Consider the following 18,258-nt stretch of genomic DNA (forward strand, 5'->3'; position numbering starts at 1 on the left):
TATTCGAGGTGATAAAGATGAAAGAAGGTATGAAGTTTTTAACAAACCATTATCAATTAAGAGAGTTTACTTTAACTAGAATGTTACAGCTAGTTAATCAAAATAAAACAGCAAAATTAAATGGAACTGTATTTTTTGGTGATTCAATAACTGAACTTTGTGATTTACAAAAATATTATCCCGAAATTGAAAATAAATATAATACAGGAATTGCGGGTATTACATCAAAAATGCTTTTAAATTTTATTGATGAAGGAGTAGTTAAATATCAACCTAAACAAGTAGTGATCATGATAGGAACTAATGATTTAGGGGATACTGTAATGGAAAGTCCTCGTGATATTGCTTTAAATGTCAAAGAAATGGTAGAAATCATTCATTATAACTGTTTGGATGCTAAAATTTATTTAGTAGCTCCAATTCCTTGTATTGAAAAAGCTCATGGTTATAAAGCGATAAAAAAAGGAATTAGAAGTAATGATGTATTAAAAATGATTTTTAAAGAATATAAAAATGTTATTCCTTATGAATATGTAACTTTTATAAATCCATATTCTGCATTATGCAATAAAAAAGGAGAACCAATTGCAGAATACTATGAAGATGGCTTACATATAAACGAAAAAGGCTATCAGGCCTATACTAAAGTAATTAAAGAAGTATTATTGAATGGGTAATGATTATGGCTAAGATTTTGATTGTTGAAGATGAAATAAAATTAAGACAAGAATTAGAAGTCTTTTTAAATAATAACGGCTATCAAACTGAAATAGTCAGTGACTTTAGCGATACCTTAGATCAAATGCTGCATTTTAATGGGGACCTTATTTTATTAGATATTAATTTACCTAATAGCAGTGGTCAATTTTTATGTAAAGAATATCGTAAAAGCGCTAGTACGCCAATAATAATTGTAACTAGCCGTAATAATGAAATGGATGAATTAATGTGTATTAATTATGGTGCTGATGATTTTGTTACTAAGCCTTATAATCCTTTAATTTTACTAGCACGAATTGAAGCAGTATTAAAACGAGTGCATCCCCAAAAAGAAATGTTAATAAATTATCGCAATATTCAACTAGATGTTTTTAAAAGCTGTATTATCAAAGATAAACAGATAATTGATTTATCAAAAAATGAACTCAAAATATTTTATTATTTATTAAGTCATCAAGGTGTAATTATTTCACGTGATGAATTAATGTCTTATTTATGGGATAGCGATATGTTTGTTGATGATAATACGTTAACAGTTAATATTAATCGTTTAAGAAAGAAGTTAGAAGATATTGGATTAAAAGACGTGATTATAACTAAACGGAAACAGGGGTATCTAATTCTATGAGATTTAGTGATTATTTAAAAGATCAACTTATAAGCATTATTGTTATGATGGCGATAGTTTTTTTAAGTGGGATAATTTTATGGGTATTTAATTTAAATACGTTTTTAATATTTTATATTCCCTCACTATTTTTACTCGGTTATGTAATCGCGTTTATTTATAACTATTGGTGTCGTCGTAATTATTATAATAATTTTATTGAGCTTCTTGATAGTCTGGATCAAAAATATTTAATTACTGAATTATTAAAACAGCCTAATTTTTTAGATGGTAAAATAATGGTATCATCAATTTATGAAATTGATAAATCAATGAAAGAACATATCAATGAAATTCGTTTTCAACAAGTTGAATTAAAAGAATATATCGAAATGTGGTGTCATGAAGTTAAAACGCCACTTGCAACAGCGATGATGGTTGTAGAAAATAATGGAAGTGATGTTAATGATAGTATTAAAGAGGAACTGGTTAAGATTGAAAATTATTTAGAGCAGGTTTTATTTTATGCTCGCAGTGAAAATGTTGAAAAAGATTATTTGATCAAAGAAGTAGATTTAAATGAAATCGTTAATACTGTTATTAAACGAAATAAAAAAGATTTAATTAGTCGAAAAATTAAGATTGAACTAGATAATTTATCTATTAAAGTACATAGTGATAAAAAATGGCTTGAATTTATTTTGCATCAGATTATCAACAACGCTATTAAATATGTTGATAAAGATCCAGTGATAAAGATAACCGCTAACCAGTATCAAGATCACATTGAATTATTGATTTTAGATAATGGTATTGGGATTGATGAAAATGAAATTGAGCGTGTTTTTGATAAAGGTTTTACCGGTACCAATGGAAGAAATCATCATAAAAGTACTGGGATTGGGCTGTATTTGTGTAAGAAACTATGTAAAAGATTGAATCATGAAATTAAAATTGCATCAAAAAATGGTCAAACAATTGTAACAATTATTTTTCCATGTAATTCTTATCTAACCTTACAATAATGTAAGGTTATGTTATTTTATTCGATGGTTAAAAATAACGGAAATCTTATAATAATAAGTGAGGTGAAGATAGATGGAAAAGATATTAAGAATTGAAAATATTGAAAAGTATTATGGTAATAAAACAAATATTACTAAGGCTGTTGACAATATTAGTTTTAATGTTGATGATGGTGAATTTGTAGTTATAATGGGGGCTAGTGGAAGTGGTAAAAGTACTTTATTAAACTGCATTTCAACAATTGATCGAGTTACTAGTGGACATATTTATTTAAAAGGACAAGATATTACTAAGTTAAAAGGACGTCAGTTGACTAAATTTAGAAGAGATTCTTTAGGATTTATTTTTCAGGATTTTAATTTATTAGATACGCTGACAGCTTTTGAAAATATTGCGCTAGCTTTAACAATCAAAAAGACTAATTATAAATTGATAGATGATAAAGTAAGTAAGATTGCTAGTGCACTTGGAATCAAAGAAATTTTAAATAAATATCCCTATGAATTATCAGGAGGACAAAAACAGCGTGTTGCCTGTGCCAGAGCTATTGTTACTAATCCAGATTTAATTTTAGCAGATGAACCAACTGGTGCTTTAGATAGTAAATCAGCAAGATTATTATTAGAAAGTTTAAATACTTTAAATCAAAAGCTGAATGCCACAATTTTAATGGTTACTCATGATTGCTTCACTGCTAGTTATGGTGACCGGGTCATCTTTATTAAAGATGGTAAGATTTTTAGTGAGATTGTAAAAGGAAATCATTCTCGAAAAGAATTTTTTAATATGATCATGGATGTTCAAACGGTATTAGGTGGTGAGCTAAATGAACTTATTTAATATTGCTTTTCGTAACATTAAAAAAAGTATTAGAGATTATTCAATTTACTTTATTACTTTAGTAATAGCAATTGCTATTTTCTACTTATTTAATTCAATTGATAGTCAAACAGCAATGCTAAAGCTAAATGAATCTACTAAAGAGATTGTTCAGACTTTAATAAATCTTTTAAGCTATGTTTCAGTTTTTGTGGCGATAGTATTAGGATTTTTAATTGTTTATGCTAATAATTTTATTATCAAACGACGCAAAAAAGAAATTGGTGTTTATCTAACTTTAGGAATGTCTAATTTTCGCGTTTCGATGATCTTAGTTTTAGAAACAATGATGGTTGGAATTATTTCTTTAGTTGTAGGAACAATTTTAGGGATTGGTTTATCACAGTTAGTATCAGTCTTTACCGCTAAGTTATTTGAAGCAGATATGACTAGCTTTGCGTTTGTTTTTTCAGCTGATGCTTTATTTAAAACGATCATTAATTTTGGTGTTATTTATTTTATTGTAATGATCTTTAATGTTATTAGCTTAAATCGTTTTAAATTAATAGATTTATTATATGCTAAAAGTAAAAATGAAAAAATTAAGATTAAAAACAGCTGGTTAATTTTCTTTTTGTTTATTATATCACTTGTTTTAATTGGTTATGCTTATAGCTTATTATATGATAATGCCCTATTAAACGGTGGTCAGGATTTTATCGTGATGCTTATTAGCGGTGCTTTGGGAACATTTTTATTCTTTTTATCAGTTTCAGGATTTTTATTAAAAGTTGTTTCTTTAAGTAAAAGATTATATTATCGCGGTTTGAATATTTTTATTTTAAAACAGGTGAATAATAAAATTAATACTCATGTAGTATCAACTACTGTAATTTCTTTGATGTTATTACTGACAATTGGTATTTTATCATCATCATTATCGTTAGCTAATGCTATGAATGCCTCATTTAGAAATAATACACCTTATGATTATAGTGCTATTGGTTTTGAAAATAACGAAGTGTTAAATTTAAGACAAGAAGCAGCTTACAAAGATATTACTAGTGAAGATTATCTCTTTAATTATGTGTATTTTGATGATCTTTCAATGGGTGATTTTATTTATGAAGGCAATGAATTATATGATGAAATGGATTTGTTATTTCAAACGAAAATGCCAGCAATCAAAGAAAGTGATTATAATAAATTAATGGAAATGGCTAATAATGAAAAACAAAAAGTTAATTTAGCCGATAATCGTTATATTTTAGTAGCTACCATGCCAATGTCTTTAGATTATTATAATGAATTTTTAAGTAATGATGGTATTATTGAAATCGGAACAACTTCTTTAACATGTCAGGAAAATCATGCGATTGAAACTTCAATAACTAATAGTAATGGTAATGAAGGGTTTATTGTTGTTAGTGATGATTTCGCAAATAAATATGGCCAAGTCGATCCTAATAGCAATCTAGTAGGAAATTACTCTGGTAATAAAGAAGCTAGTGAAGATAAATTTATGGAACTATTACAAAAATACAACGACCCTGAAACCCAGATTATTGCTGATACTAAAATTGAGTTAAGTGCAACTGGTGTTGGAACAAGTGCGATGTTTACGTTTTTAGGTTTATATTTAGGAATTGTTTTTGCTATTGCTAGTGGAACTGTTTTAGCAATCGAACAATTATCAGAAGCTTCTGATAATAAAGAACGTTATCGAATCATTAATCAATTAGGTGCTAGCAAGAAAATGGCTAATCGTAGTTTATTAGTACAAATAGGAATTATGTTTATTTTCCCGCTTACAGTTGCTTTAGTTCATAGTTTTGTAGCTTTAAATGAGATTAATTATTTAATTAGTTCAATTGTTAATATTAATATTGCTGATAATATTATCATTACTACATTGTTTATTGTGGTAGCTTATGGTGGTTACTATTTAGCTACTTACTTAGCTAGTAATCGTATTATTAATGAATAAAACCCCGTATGGGGTTTTAATTTATAATTGTTTTATTTAATGTAAAAATAATGTCTTTATCTTGATATTCTTTGATTTGATTAGTAGGCCTTAAATTAGGATGGTCTTCTAAAATACCATCAAAAACAATTTTATTTAAATAGGGTAAAATTGCTAAATTACATACTTTTGGTAATACTTTATCAGGATATATTTCTTTTAGATGACTAACAAGACCATAAATAGCATAGACATCACTATTATTACTAACGATTGAATAGTCATCATTGTTTTTTAAAATCAAAAATTCATCAATAAAACCTTCTTTAAAGTTTTCAATGATTTTTTTAGCTTCATTATTTAAATGATCAGGATCTTCATTTAAATAACGATCAATTATTTCTGGATTATTAAATAATAATGTTCGAACATAACTAAAATCAATCGGATCAACTTCATCAAGTTCATGAAATGAAATAGTTGTAATGTTAAATTGTTGATTAGTATACTCTAATAAATTTAAATACAATTGATAAAAAGTCGTACTTTCTTCTTTAGTAAAACTAGAAGCTTGATGGATTAAATGATAATATTCATTAGGACTTAAACCATATAAACCAGCACTGTGAATATATGGTAATGCTTTAGGTATTAAGGTAATTAAATAATTAAGGTTTTCATTTGTATCTTGTTGTAATTGTTTGATGGTTTTAATCAGTTTGTTTTCATCTTCACAGGTTTGGCAGGTTTGAATAATTAGATTACGAATCATTTCTTTTAGTAAATAACTATTAATTGATTCGATTTCACGATATAAACAATTAATACAATTATGCTCAATATCCAATCCATAACGAGCAATCAATTGAATCTGATGTTTATTATAAGTAAAATCAACTTCGCTAACAATTTTTTGATTATTAACTATTTTATCGATATACACTTGATAAGGTTCATAAGCCAATAATAAACCATCATCACCTTGATAAATAAAATAGTGCCAGATTAAATAACGATTAGTATCGATATGCTTTTTTAAAGCATCATGACTAATAGAAGAATCATATTTAAGATAAAAAGCAATTAAATCATCAACATTAATAACACCGCGAATTGCAAGAATCCCGATTAATAATTCGTTAATTTGATCTATTCTTTTTATTTTAGATATATCCGCTAAATTTATGGCTTTAAAAACAATTTCTTTTAAATCATCAGGTATTGTGATGTAGTTTTTATTATTAATATCTTTGATCAAAAGACATTTGTTGATTAAGGAATTGATAATTGGTAGATCTTGATAGTTATGATTAGTTGGATAGTGTTTTAAAAAATTGATTTCAGTTTCGCTTAAGACATTTAAAACATGATGATAATCTTGATTATAATAAGATACAATTTCTTTACAAATTTGTTTTGAAGTAATTAAATGAGATAATTTAGGATTATCAACTATTTTTAAATAACGCCAATAGAGATGGTTACATTGATTAGAAATAATTAAATCAACTAGTTTCATTTGAATCACTCCTTTAATAATAGAATACTACAATTATAAAATAAAAGTAATCATTCTTTACATCTTATTATAGATAATTATAATATTTTTAGAGGTGCAAAATGAAAAGAAGAGATCCGGTTATTCAAAATTTAAATCCTGAAATATTTGAAAATTGTTCAAATTATTATCAAGGTATTTTTACAAAGAATCCTAAGCAGTCAATTACGATAAAAAATACGACAATTGAACAATGTCAGTTTGAAAAAATTGATTTTAATTTAATTGAATTAAATAATACTCATTTAGTTAATTGTGTATTTAAAAATTGTGATTTATCAAACTTAGAATTTGATCATGTTAGTTTACATTGTTGTCATTTTATTAATTGTAAAATGATTGGGATAGGTTTTATTGATTGTTCATTGCATGATTTGTTGTTTTTAGATATTCAAGGGCGATATATGAATATTAGTTATGGTAATATTCGTAATGTTACCTTCCAAAATAGTGTTTTAGATGAAGCAAGTATTATGGAAGTTGATGTCAAAGATTTAGAATTTAATCAGGTTAGTTTTATTAATGGTGAGGTTTTTAAAACAAAATTGAAAGGTATGGATTTAAAAACAACTAATATAGAAGGTTTACGAATTGATCAAACAAGTCTAGTGGGCATTCATGTTGATATGTATCAAGCGGTTGCTTTAGCCAGTTTGTTAGGGATAATTGTTGATTAAGGGCATTTTTGGTCCTTTTTCTTTAGAAAATTATGGTAAAAATTAGTTAAAAAATCGTTGTTTTTTGGTATCGAAAAAAAATAATGACAAAATATAATTCTGTGTTATAATGTTTGAATTGTAAGAAAGGTTGTGAAGAAATGAATATTAGAAATATCGCAATTATTGCCCACGTTGACCATGGAAAAACTACTTTGGTCGATCAGTTATTAAAGTTATCAGGAACATTACGTGATAATGAACATATCGCTGAAAGGGCTATGGATAGTAATGCAATTGAGCGAGAAAGAGGAATCACTATTCTTGCAAAAAATACAGCAATAAATTATAAAGATTATCGTATTAATATTATGGATACACCAGGTCATGCTGACTTCGGTGGTGAAGTAGAACGAATCATGAATATGGTTGATGGTGTTTTATTAGTTGTTGATGCTTATGAAGGAACGATGCCACAAACTCGTTTTGTATTGAAAAAAGCATTAGCTGCTAAAGTAAAACCAATCGTTGTTATAAATAAAGTTGACCGTCCTGTTGTTAGAATCCAGGAAGTAATGGATGAAGTATTAGAGTTATTTATGGAATTAGGAGCCGATGATGAGCAATTAGATTTCCCAGTTGTCTTTACTTCAGCTTTACAAGGGACTTCTAGTTTAGATCCTGATATTGCTACTCAAGTACCAAATATGGACTGTTTATTTGATATGATTATCAACGAAATTCCAGAACCATTAGTTGATGAAGAAGGGCCGTTACAATTCCAGCCAGCATTATTAGATTATAATGATTATGTTGGAAGAATTGGAATTGGAAGAATTCAAAGAGGGCGTATTAAAGTTAACGAAAGTGTTACTTGTGTACGCGCTGACGGTAGTCATAGTCAATTTAGAATTCAAAAATTATACGGATTCCTTGGATTACATCGAATTGAAATAAAAGAAGCATTTGCTGGTGATATTGTAGCAATTGCTGGATTAAGTGATATTGGTGTTGGTGAAACAGTATGTACTACTGGTAAAGAAGAAGCTTTACCATTATTAAAAGTAGACGAACCAACGATCCAAATGGTTTTTGGAACTAACACTTCACCATTTGCAGGTAAAGATGGAAAATTTGTAACTGCTAGACAAATTGAAGAGCGTTTATTTAAAGAAACAAATCGTGACGTTTCATTGAAAATTGAAAGAATTCCAAATAGTGAAGAATGGATCGTTTCTGGTCGTGGTGAATTGCATTTATCAATTTTAATTGAAAATATGCGTCGTGAAGGATTTGAACTTCAAGTTTCTAAGCCAAAAGTAATCATTAAAGAAATTGATGGTGTTAAATGTGAACCATATGAAGAAGTTAATATTGAAGCACCAGATGATTGTATTGGTAATGTTATTGAATCATTAGGATATCGTCGTGGTACGCTAGAAAATATGGTTAGCAACGATGGACAAACAAGTATTACTTATACAATTCCTTCAAGAGGTTTGATTGGTTTCATGACTAACTTTTTAACAATGACAAAAGGTTATGGAATTATTTCACATTCATTTTTAGAATATCGACCAATGGAAGGAGAAACTGTTGGAGAAAGAGCATTAGGAGTACTAGTTTCAATTGATAGTGGTCAAACTACGGCATATGCTTTAGGCAGTGTTGAAGATCGTGGAGTTATGTTCGTTGAACCTGGTGTTGAAGTTTATGAAGGAATGATCGTTGGTGAACATAGTCGTGATAATGACTTAGTAGTAAATGTTACTAAAGGTAAACAATTAACAAATACTCGTTCATCTTCAAAAGATTCAACAGTAGTTTTAAAACGTCCAAGAACATTTAACTTAGAAGGATGTCTAGATTATATTAATGATGATGAATTAGTTGAAGTAACACCTGAACATATTCGTTTAAGAAAACGTTATTTAACTGAACAAGAACGTCGTCAACAACATCGTTTAAAAGCAAATAAGTAAAAATGTTTTTTTGCTAGTAGTCCCCTTTAAAAGTCAAATTAGTTTTTAAAAAACAATTATTTGATATTATTTTTAAGATGTAAATCTAAAAAACATTGCTACATTCATAAAAATTTGCATATTTTATTCAGATATGCTATTATGTTTTTGTTAGCAAACACAAAGAAACGGGGGATGTTTAGATGAAAGCAACAGTTGAAATTCAACATAATGGTAAAAATGTTACTGCAGTTGAAATTGAAAAAATGGTAAAAGAAGAGGTTAAAGGACAAGGTGTCAAAATCTCTACTATTGATACATTACAAATTTATTACACACCAGATACAGCTTCAGTATATTATGTTGTAACTACTAAAGATGGTAAAACTTATAATAACGAAGAACCATTAGTAGTAGAATAGTTGGTTGTAAATTAATTGATAATGAAAAGCGATAATATTTTGGTATTATCGTTTTTTTGTTGTTTCCTTTATATGGTTAATCGACAAAAAACATGCTATAATTATTTTGTTTTTAAGGAGTGAAAAGAAATGAAAAAAATTGCAGCAGGTTTATTAGCGATTATGTTATTAACTGGATGTTCAAATAATAATAATGAACAAACTTTGTTTGTTGAAAATAGTAAAGAAAAATATGCATTAGTAGATTTAGATGGTGAGTCAAAAACTAAATTTATTTACGATAAATACGAAACTGTTGGTAATAGTGGTTTTATTGTTGTTCAAGATGATAAATATGGCTATATTTTAAATGATGGCAGTGAAGCAATAAAATTAGGTAAATATAAAAAATTAGAGTCAATTGCCAATATGTTAGTTGGTTATGATAAAGATGAAAATATTACTATTTTAAATAGTGAAGGAAAAAAATTATATCAACAAAGTGATGATGTTAAGATTGAATTAACTGGATTGCCAGTAATCAAAGATGGTAAAGATTATATTGTTTTATATGATACTGGTGAGCAGTTAGTTAATACTAATGATAAGATTGTTAGTGCTTATACAATTGATGATAATTATACGCTTGTTAATTATGAAAAAGAGGCTAGTTTATATTATCACTTAACAGAAGAAGAACCACTATCAATTAAAGCTGGTGGTGATAATCAGTTAATGGATCATGATGATAAAAAAGGTTATTTATTATATAACCGTGATGATCATGAAGTTAGAGCACTAGACACTGAAGGTAAAGTATTGTTTACAACAGAACAAGAATTAGATGATCTATACTATGATAGTGAAAATAATATTATCGGTGTTTTAAATCAAACAACTTACATTTTTAACAACAAAGGTAATATTAAGGAAACAAACAGCTATTATTATAATTATCGAAACTATGTAGTAAAAAATGCTGATACTATTTATGGACCTCATACTTTTGTAAATGATGGTAAGGAAATTGAAGTTGATGGTATTCAATTAGACCCACTAGCTTCACAAATTAGAGAAGAAATCTTCCCGGTTTATGTAAGAGATGAGGGCTATCAGTATTATGGTTTCGATGGTAAAGCCGCATTTAAAACTGTATATGAAAGTGCTGAAGTCTTTGATAGTAATGGTTTAGCTGTTGTATCTAAAGAAGAAGATAAATATTATTTGATTAATACTGATAATAAAAAGATTTCTGATGAATATGAGCGAATTGAATATCTTGGTCGTAATTACTATGCTGGATATACTAGTGGTAGTCGTTATGAAGTATTTAATAGCGATGGCGATGTAGTTATTGAAGATAGTTTCATGGGTGAAGGAACTGTATTTAAATATAATGATATTGTCTATGGTATCTTTAATAACAGTGGTACTAGTTATGTTTATGATATGGAAGATTATGAAGTTCTTTTCCATGTTGAAGGTGATTTGGAATTTAATGATGCTGGTTACTTTGTAACAGTTGAAAATGATGGCTATTATACTTTAGATGGCGAAGAAATTTATAAGAGGTAATGGAATGGAATATTATATTTATATGCTTGTTTCATTGGCAGTTATGCTAATGGGTATTAAATTAGTTTTTTGTGAATTAGAAGGAAGAACTGCTCAAAAGAAAGTTTTTTTAAGCTGGTATATTAAATATAACGAACCATTTAAATATGCTAGAACACGTAGTATTATTTTAATGTGTGTGGTTTGTTATATGATTGCCTCAATTCAACCATTCTTTTCAGTTGAGTGGTTTGTTGAAATGATTGGTTTTATTGCAGTTGGTGTAATCTGTGATGCTTTAAGTCAAGTAGTGGGATATTATTATAGTAAGTTGCGTTTTCGTAAAAGAATTAAAGCGGCAATGGAAATGAAAAGTGAAATTGCTAAAGCAATCAATGAAGATGGTAGTACTTTGGTACAACAAAGTATACCAACTTATTCAAGTAAGGAAGTTGTTGCAAGATATTTAAATGATGAAAGTCATTTAGCTTTTATTTCTTTTGATGGTGGCGAATATGTTAATTCTTTTGATTATTTACCACCAATCACTTATGCAGTTGAAGTTCAAAATGAAAAAGCTGAAAAGTTATTAGAAGAGCGTAATATCAAAGTTACTAAACTTACTAAAGAAGGCAAATTACCTTTTAAAGATGAACGAATCGATGTTTTAGCTGATGAATTAGCTAATTATGATAAATATGATTTGTATCGAGTAGTTAAACCTGGGGGTTACATTATTGTAAATCAATTAGGTAGTGATAATTATAAAGAACTTACTAGTATTTTTCTTCCTTTTAAATTACGAGGACGCTGGGATTTAGAAGCTGGTAAACAAACATTAAGTGAAATTGGTTTGGAAATTGTTGATAGTTTTGAAGAACATGGTTTCATTCGTTTTGATACTTTAGCTTCATTTGTTCAGTTTTTAAAAGGAATTACTAGAGTTGATGTTACTCAAGAGCGATTTATGAATTTTTATAGCCAGGTTTTACAACAGATTAAAGAAAAGAGTTATTTTGAATTAACAACACATCGTTTTTTAGTCGTTGCTCGTAAAAAAGAACTTTAGAAGAAACACATAGTTTCTTCTTTTTTTATGAAAATGTCAATAATTATCTAAAAATACGAGATAATCTTCCATTTTAAAACCATTGTTGTATAATTATATCGAATAATTTAATCACGCATATTTAATGGTTGTTTTTACATTAATAAGGAATCTTGTGAAAATCAAGAGCGGTCCCGCCGCCGTAATGATGAGTTATGACAAAATGCCACTGGGAAACTGGGAAGGTGTCAAAGCGTTGAATCTAAGCCGGAATACTTGCCATTATCTTAGGATACACTTTACGGATGATAGAGTAGTTCTATTTAATGTTAGTCTTAATCCTTTCATGCGCACTTTTTTAGAAAGGGTTTTTTATTATGTCAAAATTTTTTAAAATTGCAATTGTTGTTTTACTTTTATTTACAGGTTGTAAAGATGATAGTAGTGTAACTACTAAAAGAATTGCTGCCAAGCAGGCCATTGCTGTTGAAATTAGTGGTCTAGCTGTTAATCAAGGCAGTGTAGAAGTTAACGAGCAGCCATCTAATAATCAGGAAAAAAGTAGTGCTGTTAAGCCTAGTCAAAATACTAATAAAGAAATAGTAAAAGATGATAAACAGACAATATCCGTATCAATTTCTATTGAGTGTAAGACTTTGCTTAACCGACTAGATGAAATTAAGCCTGGATATGTTGATTTTGTCCCTAAAGATGGTATTGTACTAGCTAATGTTAGTTATGAAGTAGATCCTTCATCAACTGTTTTAGAGGTGCTAAAAAAAGCTTGTGATGCTAGGAAAATAACATATAAAGTGAATGATGGTTATGTTCAAGAGATTGCTTATTTACCTCATAAAATATTAAATAGCAGTTTTGATACTTCTTCAGGCTGGATGTATAGTATCAACGGCAAATATGTAAACAAGGGTGCTGGTGATGAAAGTATTGAATTACATGAAGGTGATCGAATTAAGTGGATGTATACATTGACAGGAGGCAATGATTTAACATGGTCATAAAATCTTTTAAAGAGAGCCATCCCTTAGTATTACTTTTATATTTTTTATCGATTATTATTTTGACAATTATCCAATCGCATTATCTAGTTATTATAATTGGATTTATTGCTTGTGCGTTATTATTTTATTTAACTGATCATAGCGGGTTTAAAAAAATATTAAAATATCTGATGCTTTTGATTTTGTTGATTACGATTACTAATCCATTATTTGTAAGTGAAGGCTTTGACATTTTATATCAAAATAACTTTTTTACAATTACTAAACAGGCTTTGATATATGGCTTTGTCTTTAGTTTGATGATTAGTTCGATGTTATTAATATTTAATGTCGCTAGAAAATATCTTACTGATAGTCATATTATTTATTTGTTTGGTGCTATTATGCCAACTTTAGGATTAGTTGTTTCGATGAGTTTAAATTTAATTAGTCGGTTAAAATTACAGTATCAAAAGATCAAAGAGGCTAATCGCTTAATGCCATATAAAAACAAATTGGCTAAACAGCGTGATATGATAATTATTTTAATTACTTATGCTTTTGAATCATCATTAGAAATGATTAATTCAATGAATGGACGTGGTTATGGAAGCCATAAGCGAAGCAGTTTTCATCTTTATCAGTTTAAAAAAGATGATTTACTTAAAATATTAATTATTTTAAGCTTAGATTTAATGGTGATACTTGGATATTTTAATTACTATCAGGATTTTTATTATTATCCATTAGTCCAGGTTTATCATTATCAGTGGTTGGATTTGTTTTTTATGATTTGTTTTGCAACTTTGATTTTATTACCAGTTTTCTTTAAAGGAGGGAAGAGTTATGTATCAGATTGAAAATCTGTCTTTTAGTTTTCCAAATCAAAAAGAAGTTTTAAAAAATATTTCCCTGGAAATAAAAAATGGCGAATTTTTGGTTATTTGCGGGGTTAGTGGCTGTGGAAAAACAACTCTTTTAAAACATCTAAAACCAAGCTTGACTCCTGCTGGTCAAAAATCAGGGAATATTATTTTTGATGATTTGATTAAAGAAGATATTAAAATTGGTTATGTAGCTCAAAATCCCGAAAATCAAATCGTAATGAATAAAGTATGGCATGAAATTGCTTTTGGTTTAGAAAATCAGAATACGCCATTAAAACAAATGAAACAGCGAGTTGGTGAAATTGTAAATTATTTTAATTTACAAGATATTATTAATGCTAATTGTCAGGATTTATCAGGTGGTCAAAAGCAGTTAGTGAATTTAGCCAGCGTTTTAGTATTAAATCCTGAAGTTATTTTATTAGATGAAGCTTCAGCACAGTTAGATCCAATTAATCGTCAAGAATTTATTAAAATGGTAAAACAGATCAATGATGATTTTGGGATTGCAATTGTTTTTGTGGAACATCAATTAGATGGACTGGTTGAACTGGCAGATCGTTTATTAATAATGGAAGATGGTAAAGTTGCAATTTTAGATGAAACTAAAAAAGCCATTGAAAAAATGAATAAAGAAAATCTTTTTTTAGAATCCCTGCCAGATTATATCAAGGTTTCTAATCTAATTGATCAAAGCTGTTTTAGTATTAAAGAAGCTAGAAAAGCTATGCAAGATTATCACAATATTAATATAAAAGAGTATGAAGATATTGAATTTGTACCACTACTAAAAATTACTGGGTTAACTTGTGGGTATCAGCAATTAGTTTTAAAACAGCTTGATCTTAATATTTATCAAAATGAAATTTTAACAATCGTTGGTGCTAATGGTAGTGGTAAGACAACATTTATTAAATGTTTGGCGGGATTGATTGATTATCAAGGAAAGATTGAATATCAAACTCATTTACCAAGAATTGCTTATTTGCCTCAAGATCCAACGACATTATTTATTGGTGATACTGTTGAAAAGGATTTATTAGCTGTTGAGGATAATGTTGTAAATGTGGTTACAATGATGCAAAATATGCAAATTGTTCATTTAAAAGACTGTCATCCATATGATTTAAGTGGTGGCGAAAAACAATTAGTAGCTTTAGCTAAGATTTTATTAACTAAACCCGAGCTTTTATTACTTGATGAACCAACTAAAGGTATTGATGCTAGCGCAAAAGAAAAATTAGCAGCTTTGATTGTCGGTTTAAGTAAACATATGACCATAGTTTGTGTTAGCCATGATTTAGAATTTGCTGCTAAAATTAGTGATCGAGTAGCAATGATTTTCAATGGTCAAATGGAATCGGTTGATACGATGCGAAATTTCTTTAGTAACAATCTTTTTTATACAACTACTATCAACAAAATTATGCGAAACATTAATAAAGATGTTGTCATTTATGAGGATTTAAAATGAGCAAGCATAATAAAATAGCTTTAATATCTTTAATTATGGCTGTTTTAGCGGCTGTTATTGGGGTGTTGTTATGGCATGACCAGCAATATAATTTGATAATAATGATGCTGGTAGTTATTAGCTGGATCCCATTTTATTTTAAATATGAATTGTCACATCCTAAAACTAGAGAAGTGGTGATACTAGCAATAATGATTGCTTTAACAACATTAGCTAGAACATTATTTATCTTGTTTCCTAGTTTTAAACCAGTAAGTGCGTTAGTAATTATTATGGCAGTAGTATTTGGTAAGCAAGATGGATTTTTATGCGGTTCATTAAGTGCGTTAATATCTGATTTTGTTTTTGGAATTGGTCCATGGACCCCGTTTCAAATGTTTGCTTGGGGTTTGATTGGCTATCTAGCAGGGATGTTTTGTCATCAGCTATATCAAAATAAATGGTTGTTGTATAGTTATGGAGCTGTAGCTGGAATAATTTTTTCGATGATTATGGATTTATGGTCAGTTTTAGCGATTGATAATAGTTTTAATCTTTCGCGATATCTGTTTACTGTTATCGCAGCTTTACCAGTGACGATAACATATATTGTTTCAAATATTATATTTATTTTTGTATTTAAAGATGCAATGTTTAAGATACTGCAAAGAGTAAAGGTCAAATACGGAATTACGGAGGGAAATTAGATGCAAAAAAGGATTGTAAGTTTATTTTTAGCGTTATTTATGGCTGTTACTATGACAACAGGTGTAAGTGCTAAAACAAATGATTGGTATGAATTTAGAACCAATGATAATGTAATTGATGCTAAGCTACCAACTACAGAAGATTCTACAAAACTTGATTGGGTACATAGTTTTTTAGATGGTAAATTTTATGTAACTTATAGTAATCCAATTATTGGTGATGAATGTATTTATATTGCTGTAGATAGTGAATTATATAAATTAGATAAAGATGGTAATGTTTTACAAAAAGCTACTTTAAATAATACAATAGCTTTTAATGCTTATCTTGCTTATGGTAATGGAATGGTTTTTGTTGCTTTAGGTAATGGAATGATTCAGGCTTTTGATGGTCAATCATTAACATCATTATGGTTATCACAAGTAGAAGGAAATTTTACTAGTCCATTAACATATTATAATGGTTATTTATATACAGGAACAACTGAATATGATGATAGTTATAATATAGTAGGTGGTCAATATTTTGCTTTATCAGTTAGTGATGATGATCCTAATTCTAATTTAGAAACAAAATATAATAGCTGGAGTTATCAAGAACAAGCAGGTGGATATTATTGGTCTGATGCTACAATTATAAATAATCAATATTTAGTATTTGTAAGTACTGCCGGTACTTTGGTAGCTAAAGATATTACTAGTGATAATTTAAATACGATTACTTTAGATAGTAACATTAGTATCCGTAGTGGTGTTTGTTATGGTGATGGTTATCTTTATATTGGTAGTCAAAATGGCAAATTATATAAAGTGGCCTTCAATAACGATGGAACTTTTGGTCAAGTAGAAACAGCTATGATATTAAATGGAAATGGTCAAATTACTGGTACTCCTACTTATGTAGATGGAACATTATATTTTGGTGGTAAAAATGGTAGTGCGTTTAACGCACCTGGTTTTATTGCTAAGATGGATGTAAATACATTACAATTACAATCAATTGAAGTTGTTGGTAATGTTCAATCATCAATTTTAGTTACAACTGGATATGATGATGCTGTTTACGGTTATTATACAATAAATAGTGAACCAGGTGGTTTATATGTATTTAACGATACTGGAACAGAGTTTACAACAGACACTTTATACGAACCAGAAGATGCTTATAAAAACTATAATATGGGTAGTGCTATTAGTGATGGTAATAAACTTTATTTTACTAATGATTCTGGAGCTTTATTTGCTTTAGAAAATAGTGAACAACCAACTGATAATAACCCAACTCCAACTCCACCAGCTCAAACAACAGATACAGATACATCATCTACACCAGATCAAGTAGTTAATTCGGTTAAAACTGGCGATGACCAAAGTCTTGTGTCAATGCTAACTTTAATTATTAGTGGAGTAGTTTTAGTGGTATTAAAAAAAGATTAATATTAATAAAGGACAATAATTCGGTTATATAAAATTGATTATTGTCTTTTTTTAACTAATTATTTGATAAATTAAATGATGATTGATAGATAGCTTTTTAGTTGCAAATATATATTTTTATTACTTAAGCAGTGTTAAATAACAAGTAGTAGGATATAAAAATTGCTAGTAATAGTTTAATTTTGACTATATTATAGTAAAATCGATAATTATTTTTCTAGTTTTTATAAAATAATGATTGTTGTAGCTAATTTAATTGCTTTTGATTTATCAATAGCAATCGTGTAAATTATTATCAATCACAAATACATTTTAATTGTTTCTGTTTGAAGTAGCTAGCGTTTATGATTTGAAAAGAAGATATTTAGCTGTAAAAGAGTAGCTTAATATTAATTGATCATTTCAATAAATAAAGTACTTTTTGACATGGATAATTATTTAAATAGTGGGAAAAATGTTT

General features: G+C 28.2%; 16 protein-coding genes and 1 riboswitch. Of the genes, 15 read left to right on the forward strand and 1 reads right to left on the reverse strand.

Features of this window, described 5'->3' with window-relative positions:
* Positions 1-17: 17 nt before the first annotated feature.
* The 5 genes from ABGT36_RS03140 to ABGT36_RS03160 all read left to right on the forward strand — a co-directional run bounded on the left by ABGT36_RS03140 (position 18) and on the right by ABGT36_RS03160 (position 5,159).
* Positions 18-677, forward strand: a complete 660-nt coding sequence (locus tag ABGT36_RS03140) for a GDSL-type esterase/lipase family protein (protein ID WP_346676794.1) — start codon at positions 18-20, stop codon at positions 675-677.
* A gap of 5 nt (positions 678-682) precedes the next feature.
* On the forward strand, positions 683-1,348 hold the full coding sequence (locus ABGT36_RS03145; protein ID WP_087374841.1) for a response regulator transcription factor: 666 nt from the start codon (positions 683-685) through the stop codon (positions 1,346-1,348).
* Entirely contained in the window at positions 1,345-2,352 is a 1,008-nt protein-coding gene (locus ABGT36_RS03150; protein WP_346676796.1) for a sensor histidine kinase, read from the forward strand. Before ABGT36_RS03145 ends, ABGT36_RS03150 begins: the two co-directional genes overlap by 4 nt.
* Before the next feature lie 73 nt (positions 2,353-2,425).
* Complete coding sequence (locus ABGT36_RS03155) at positions 2,426-3,193, forward strand: ABC transporter ATP-binding protein (protein WP_087300553.1); 768 nt, start codon at positions 2,426-2,428, stop codon at positions 3,191-3,193.
* Positions 3,180-5,159 (forward strand): FtsX-like permease family protein, encoded by a 1,980-nt coding sequence (locus ABGT36_RS03160; RefSeq protein WP_346676798.1) that lies wholly within the window; start codon positions 3,180-3,182, stop codon positions 5,157-5,159. The genes ABGT36_RS03155 and ABGT36_RS03160 overlap by 14 nt, the downstream gene beginning before the upstream one ends.
* Before the next feature lie 16 nt (positions 5,160-5,175).
* Here the strand turns inward: ABGT36_RS03160 and ABGT36_RS03165 are convergent, their stop codons facing one another.
* Entirely contained in the window at positions 5,176-6,657 is a 1,482-nt protein-coding gene (locus ABGT36_RS03165) for a hypothetical protein (RefSeq protein ID WP_300082372.1), read from the reverse strand.
* A 101-nt stretch (positions 6,658-6,758) separates the two neighbouring features.
* Between ABGT36_RS03165 and ABGT36_RS03170 the strand changes: the two genes are divergently transcribed.
* The 10 genes from ABGT36_RS03170 to ABGT36_RS03215 all read left to right on the forward strand — a co-directional run bounded on the left by ABGT36_RS03170 (position 6,759) and on the right by ABGT36_RS03215 (position 17,798).
* A complete protein-coding gene (locus ABGT36_RS03170) occupies positions 6,759-7,373 on the forward strand; it encodes a pentapeptide repeat-containing protein (RefSeq protein WP_087302813.1) in 615 nt (204 codons plus the stop codon).
* A 140-nt stretch (positions 7,374-7,513) separates the two neighbouring features.
* On the forward strand, positions 7,514-9,334 hold the full coding sequence (gene typA / locus ABGT36_RS03175; protein ID WP_087374643.1) for a translational GTPase TypA: 1,821 nt from the start codon (positions 7,514-7,516) through the stop codon (positions 9,332-9,334).
* A gap of 182 nt (positions 9,335-9,516) precedes the next feature.
* Positions 9,517-9,735 carry a DUF6465 family protein gene (locus ABGT36_RS03180; RefSeq protein ID WP_087302810.1) on the forward strand — a complete coding sequence of 73 codons (219 nt, stop codon included), beginning with the start codon at positions 9,517-9,519 and terminating at the stop codon, positions 9,733-9,735.
* A gap of 129 nt (positions 9,736-9,864) precedes the next feature.
* Positions 9,865-11,289 carry a hypothetical protein gene (locus tag ABGT36_RS03185; RefSeq protein WP_308697709.1) on the forward strand — a complete coding sequence of 475 codons (1,425 nt, stop codon included), beginning with the start codon at positions 9,865-9,867 and terminating at the stop codon, positions 11,287-11,289.
* A 4-nt stretch (positions 11,290-11,293) separates the two neighbouring features.
* The gene (locus ABGT36_RS03190) at positions 11,294-12,337 is read left to right on the forward strand and encodes a hypothetical protein (protein ID WP_346676801.1); all 1,044 of its coding nucleotides are present in this window, start codon (positions 11,294-11,296) and stop codon (positions 12,335-12,337) included.
* 108 nt (positions 12,338-12,445) lie between these two features.
* A riboswitch (cobalamin riboswitch) is annotated at positions 12,446-12,615 on the forward strand.
* A gap of 78 nt (positions 12,616-12,693) precedes the next feature.
* Positions 12,694-13,335, forward strand: a complete 642-nt coding sequence (locus ABGT36_RS03195; protein ID WP_346676802.1) for a DUF4430 domain-containing protein — start codon at positions 12,694-12,696, stop codon at positions 13,333-13,335.
* Positions 13,326-14,174 (forward strand): energy-coupling factor transporter transmembrane component T, encoded by an 849-nt coding sequence (locus ABGT36_RS03200; protein WP_296881988.1) that lies wholly within the window; start codon positions 13,326-13,328, stop codon positions 14,172-14,174. Before ABGT36_RS03195 ends, ABGT36_RS03200 begins: the two co-directional genes overlap by 10 nt.
* The gene (locus tag ABGT36_RS03205; RefSeq protein WP_346676804.1) at positions 14,161-15,675 is read left to right on the forward strand and encodes an ATP-binding cassette domain-containing protein; all 1,515 of its coding nucleotides are present in this window, start codon (positions 14,161-14,163) and stop codon (positions 15,673-15,675) included. Before ABGT36_RS03200 ends, ABGT36_RS03205 begins: the two co-directional genes overlap by 14 nt.
* Positions 15,672-16,361 (forward strand): ECF transporter S component, encoded by a 690-nt coding sequence (locus ABGT36_RS03210; RefSeq protein WP_346676806.1) that lies wholly within the window; start codon positions 15,672-15,674, stop codon positions 16,359-16,361. The genes ABGT36_RS03205 and ABGT36_RS03210 overlap by 4 nt, the downstream gene beginning before the upstream one ends.
* Entirely contained in the window at positions 16,362-17,798 is a 1,437-nt protein-coding gene (locus tag ABGT36_RS03215) for a PQQ-binding-like beta-propeller repeat protein (RefSeq protein ID WP_346676808.1), read from the forward strand.
* The last annotated feature ends 460 nt before the right edge of the window (positions 17,799-18,258 follow it).

The sequence above is a fragment of the Erysipelatoclostridium sp. An173 genome, from assembly GCF_963931465.1.
Lineage (GTDB): Bacteria > Bacillota_I > Bacilli_A > Erysipelotrichales > Coprobacillaceae > Thomasclavelia > Thomasclavelia merdavium.

Excerpts from the sequence above, each read along its gene's own strand:
- ABGT36_RS03140 (WP_346676794.1), top strand. The coding sequence starts at position 18 with ATGAAAGAAGGTATGAAGTTTTTAACAAACCATTATCAATTAAGAGAG.
- ABGT36_RS03145 (WP_087374841.1), top strand. The coding sequence starts at position 683 with ATGGCTAAGATTTTGATTGTTGAAGATGAAATAAAATTAAGACAAGAA.
- ABGT36_RS03150 (WP_346676796.1), top strand. The coding sequence starts at position 1,345 with ATGAGATTTAGTGATTATTTAAAAGATCAACTTATAAGCATTATTGTT.
- ABGT36_RS03155 (WP_087300553.1), top strand. The coding sequence starts at position 2,426 with ATGGAAAAGATATTAAGAATTGAAAATATTGAAAAGTATTATGGTAAT.
- ABGT36_RS03160 (WP_346676798.1), top strand. The coding sequence starts at position 3,180 with ATGAACTTATTTAATATTGCTTTTCGTAACATTAAAAAAAGTATTAGA.
- ABGT36_RS03165 (WP_300082372.1), bottom strand. The coding sequence starts at position 6,657 with ATGAAACTAGTTGATTTAATTATTTCTAATCAATGTAACCATCTCTAT.
- ABGT36_RS03170 (WP_087302813.1), top strand. The coding sequence starts at position 6,759 with ATGAAAAGAAGAGATCCGGTTATTCAAAATTTAAATCCTGAAATATTT.
- typA (WP_087374643.1), top strand. The coding sequence starts at position 7,514 with ATGAATATTAGAAATATCGCAATTATTGCCCACGTTGACCATGGAAAA.
- ABGT36_RS03180 (WP_087302810.1), top strand. The coding sequence starts at position 9,517 with ATGAAAGCAACAGTTGAAATTCAACATAATGGTAAAAATGTTACTGCA.
- ABGT36_RS03185 (WP_308697709.1), top strand. The coding sequence starts at position 9,865 with ATGAAAAAAATTGCAGCAGGTTTATTAGCGATTATGTTATTAACTGGA.
- ABGT36_RS03190 (WP_346676801.1), top strand. The coding sequence starts at position 11,294 with ATGGAATATTATATTTATATGCTTGTTTCATTGGCAGTTATGCTAATG.
- ABGT36_RS03195 (WP_346676802.1), top strand. The coding sequence starts at position 12,694 with ATGTCAAAATTTTTTAAAATTGCAATTGTTGTTTTACTTTTATTTACA.
- ABGT36_RS03200 (WP_296881988.1), top strand. The coding sequence starts at position 13,326 with ATGGTCATAAAATCTTTTAAAGAGAGCCATCCCTTAGTATTACTTTTA.
- ABGT36_RS03205 (WP_346676804.1), top strand. The coding sequence starts at position 14,161 with ATGTATCAGATTGAAAATCTGTCTTTTAGTTTTCCAAATCAAAAAGAA.
- ABGT36_RS03210 (WP_346676806.1), top strand. The coding sequence starts at position 15,672 with ATGAGCAAGCATAATAAAATAGCTTTAATATCTTTAATTATGGCTGTT.
- ABGT36_RS03215 (WP_346676808.1), top strand. The coding sequence starts at position 16,362 with ATGCAAAAAAGGATTGTAAGTTTATTTTTAGCGTTATTTATGGCTGTT.